The sequence below is a fragment of the Microcoleus sp. POL10_C6 genome (genome assembly GCF_036701585.1).
In the GTDB taxonomy this organism is placed as follows: domain Bacteria; phylum Cyanobacteriota; class Cyanobacteriia; order Cyanobacteriales; family Microcoleaceae; genus Microcoleus.
Window position 1 is genome coordinate 1 of the sequence record NZ_JAUBRB010000124.1, and the last position, 3,356, is coordinate 3,356.

General features: G+C 45.4%; 4 protein-coding genes. 3 read left to right on the top strand and 1 reads right to left on the bottom strand.

Features of this window, described 5'->3' with window-relative positions:
- Window positions 1-162: 162 nt before the first annotated feature.
- The 3 genes from QUA34_RS29820 to QUA34_RS29830 all read left to right on the top strand — a co-directional run bounded on the left by QUA34_RS29820 (window position 163) and on the right by QUA34_RS29830 (window position 2,051).
- Entirely contained in the window at window positions 163-1,146 is a 984-nt protein-coding gene (locus QUA34_RS29820) for a threo-3-hydroxy-L-aspartate ammonia-lyase (protein WP_333332761.1), read from the top strand.
- Between the two features lie 286 nt (window positions 1,147-1,432).
- The gene (locus tag QUA34_RS29825; protein WP_006635311.1) at window positions 1,433-1,738 is read left to right on the top strand and encodes a small RNA NsiR4-regulated ssr1528 family protein; all 306 of its coding nucleotides are present in this window, start codon (window positions 1,433-1,435) and stop codon (window positions 1,736-1,738) included.
- A gap of 82 nt (window positions 1,739-1,820) precedes the next feature.
- Window positions 1,821-2,051, top strand: coding sequence for a hypothetical protein (locus tag QUA34_RS29830; RefSeq protein ID WP_333332758.1), 231 nt, complete (start codon window positions 1,821-1,823; stop codon window positions 2,049-2,051).
- Between the two features lie 270 nt (window positions 2,052-2,321).
- On the opposite strand, the gene QUA34_RS29835 is transcribed toward QUA34_RS29830, so the two are convergent.
- The gene (locus QUA34_RS29835; protein ID WP_333391101.1) at window positions 2,322-3,239 is read right to left on the bottom strand and encodes an NAD(P)H-dependent glycerol-3-phosphate dehydrogenase; all 918 of its coding nucleotides are present in this window, start codon (window positions 3,237-3,239) and stop codon (window positions 2,322-2,324) included.
- Window positions 3,240-3,356: the final 117 nt, after the last annotated feature.

A 3,356-nucleotide genomic window follows, 5' to 3' on the forward strand; every position in this document is an offset into this window, starting at 1 on the left:
TTTTAAATCACCCTAACCTTCCTTCAGTCTTGTCTTATGGTACTCTGGCTGCTTAAAAACTGTCCGGAGTATTGATGATAAAAATTTATAGTTTAATGGTAGAAGTGAAGCGGGCAATGCCCCCCTACAAATAGAGTCCTCGATCGCCCAAATCTAAAATCTATGAGTGCCGACTTTGCCCAAAATTCCTTGTCAGTCAGTTTCGCCGATGTGGAGGCGGCGGCAAATCGATTGCAGGGCAAAGCTTTCAAGACGCCGGTGCTGACTTCGGAAACTTTCAACAAACGCACAAATTCTCGGGTATTTTTCAAGTGCGAGAACTTTCAGCGCACGGGTTCGTTTAAATTTCGGGGTGCTTGCAATGCTTTGATGCAGCTATCTGAAGCCGAAAAACAGCGGGGAGTGCTGACTTTTTCTTCGGGAAATCACGCGCAGGCGATCGCCCTTGCGGCACGGTTGCTAGAAATTCCTGCTACTGTTGTCATGCCGGCAGATGCGCCAAAAGTCAAGCAAGAAGCGACTCGCGGCTACGGTGCAGAGATTATTTTGTACGATCGCACTCAAGTTTCCCGCGAAGAGTTAGCGGCTAAAATTGCCGCCGAACGGCACTTGACAATTATTCCTCCTTATAATGATGCGCGGGTGATTGCGGGACAAGGTACGGCTGCGCTGGAATTAATCGCAGAAGTTGGGGAGTTGGATTTGCTGTTAGTTTGTTGCGGTGGCGGGGGTTTACTGTCGGGATGCGCGATCGCGACAAAAACTTTGTCTCCGCAGTGTAAAGTAATAGGAGTAGAACCGGAGCAAGCAGACGATGCGGCGCGATCGTTCCGCACGAAAACGCTGCAAACTGTTACTAACCCGGATACGATTGCTGATGGTGCGCGCACGCCATCTTTGGGGAAATTAACCTTTCCTTTGGTGCTGCATTATGTGGACGATATGACAACAGTTTCCGAAGACGCAATTCGCCAGACAATGTTTTTTATGTGGGAACGCATGAAGATAATTGTTGAACCGACGGGAGTGTTAGCAGCGGCGGCTTTGTTGTCAGGTGTGGTGCAGGCTGAAAATGCGAGGATTGGCGTGATTGTCAGTGGTGGCAATGTAGATTTGAGCGAAATCTATCGGTTTTTTTCTGTGTAATTAAGTCTGCCACTTTGTTAGTTTGTCAGTCCGAAAGTCCGCCAGGAGTTTAAACCAGTGTCTAATAGCAAGAGTCCTCAAAAAACGACTGGAAAGCATTTTTTATTTTTATCTTTAGTCCACTTCAGGGGACTTGCTCTGTGAGACGGGGGTTAAAACCCCGGCGGACTTTCTGGCAAACGTCAAATATTCATGCAAACGCAAAATATTAATATTGACAAATTTGACCAAAGTAAAAGGTGATCTGATAAAATGCTTCCACAACAAACTTCGATTTAATAGCACAATGTCTTCAGAAACAAACTCAGCGGCTCAATCTACAACTGGTGCAGATGCGATCGATGTTGCGATCGCCTCTGGAATCGACTTTGACGGTACTCCGATTCCGCAAGCAAAATTAGACCTCTACAAGCAAGTGATGGGATTAGAAGCCGGCAGACAGCGCAGTGGCGTGTCAAATACCATGCGATCGCGCATTGTCCGAATCGGTGTCAAACATCTGCCTCAAAACGAGCTCGATAAAATGCTCGTTGCTGCTGACTTCGCACCGCTGAAAGATAAAGAAGTTGCATTTTATTACGGTGGAAAGTAAAAATTATCTACCCTTCTAGATAGATGAACAGTCATCCCCGGATCGGTCAAAATTGGCACAAATCCTAGCAGAGGGTAAGTTTATGAGCACTAACGGTAGTACAGTCATCAGCAACCTCGAGTACGATTTGTTAACAGTTTTGCACAACAAGTCTGAAGCTTTGAAAGCCTACGAAACTTACATGAAAGATGCTCAGGAAATGGGTTCTCAGCCTTGTGCTGAACTGTTTCAAAAATTGCAGCAAGCTGACATGGAGCACGCGCAGGAAATTCGGCAGCACCTTCAACAGGTAATGCAGCACGGCAAGATGTAAAGCTGGTGCAACTAGCTCTGCAAGCTATCAGTTATAAGTTATGACTTAAGTAGTAGCAGCGATCAGTAAAGAGTTTGGGATTGACAACTCATCTTCAATTCCTTAAACTCTGTATCTACGGAGCGATGGAAACATCAATCTGACCGCTCAACCAATGTTTCTGAGAACTCTTAATTCATAACTAGCAACTGGTGACACCACTTCTTGAAACTTCAGCTAGGGGTAGGGAATTAGGCTTTGCTTAATTCCTTACCTATCTAGTGGTACAGGCTATAAAATCTCAGGCTTCAAAGCTCGTTCCATCAACGATAAAACAGCTTGCTCGGCAGTAATTTCACTATTTAATAAGCGATAAACTTGACGAGAAACAGGAACTTCAATGCCGCGTTGATTAGCCAAATCAATCAACACATTAGTAGTATTAACACCCTCAGCAGTGCTCTGCAATTCCTGCAAAATTTGATCTAAAGATTTGCCTTTAGCTAATCCGAAACCAACCCGATAATTGCGCGATAAAGGACTGTTGCAAGTAGCGAGCAAATCTCCCAAACCAGACAAACCGTAAAAAGTTTCGGCGCGAGCTCCCAAACGAACTCCCACCCGAATCATTTCCGGTAAAGCGCGAGTCAGCAAAGCAGATTTAGCATTAGTTCCTAATTGTAAACCGTCGCAAACACCAGCGGCGATCGCAAATACATTTTTCAAAGTTCCACCTAACTCAGTCCCCAGCGGGTCTTCATTCACATAAACCCGAAAAATATCGGAACTGTAAATATTTTGCACTTGCTTGGCCGCTGCTAAATCCGAACTCGCCGCTACCGTTGCAGCCGGCAATCCCTGCTGAATTTCCTCGGAAAGATTAGGGCCAGAAAGTACCACAATTGAATTATTAGGAAACGCATTTTGCCAAATTTGAGATGGAGTGCGCGTACTGGCGGGGTCTAAACCTTTGGTGACGGTAACTATAATTGTACTGGGGCTTAAGTCTAATGCAAGCAGTCGATCGACTGTTGCTCCCACTCCTTTCATCGAAACTGCCGAAACAACAACATCCGCACCCGTTATCACAGACTCTAGATTAACAGAACTGCGGCGCGACCACAAATTAACTCGATCGCCTTTTTTGCCTCCCAGATTGGCCAGTGCCGAACCCCAAGCACCTCCACCTAATATTGTCAACCTTGCCATAGAATTTAGTTTAATGAATTTAACCGCAGATTAACACAGATAATATCAGGTTCGGATAATTAGTTATAATTAAGGGCAGCCGATTCACAGGGACGCCAAACCCCCTATGCCAAAAAA

Bases quoted from the DNA above. Each gene is read 5' to 3' on its own strand.
- QUA34_RS29825 (WP_006635311.1), top strand. From the start codon at position 1,433: ATGTCTTCAGAAACAAACTCAGCGGCTCAATCTACAACTGGTGCAGAT.
- QUA34_RS29820 (WP_333332761.1), top strand. From the start codon at position 163: ATGAGTGCCGACTTTGCCCAAAATTCCTTGTCAGTCAGTTTCGCCGAT.
- QUA34_RS29830 (WP_333332758.1), top strand. From the start codon at position 1,821: ATGAGCACTAACGGTAGTACAGTCATCAGCAACCTCGAGTACGATTTG.
- QUA34_RS29835 (WP_333391101.1), bottom strand. From the start codon at position 3,239: ATGGCAAGGTTGACAATATTAGGTGGAGGTGCTTGGGGTTCGGCACTG.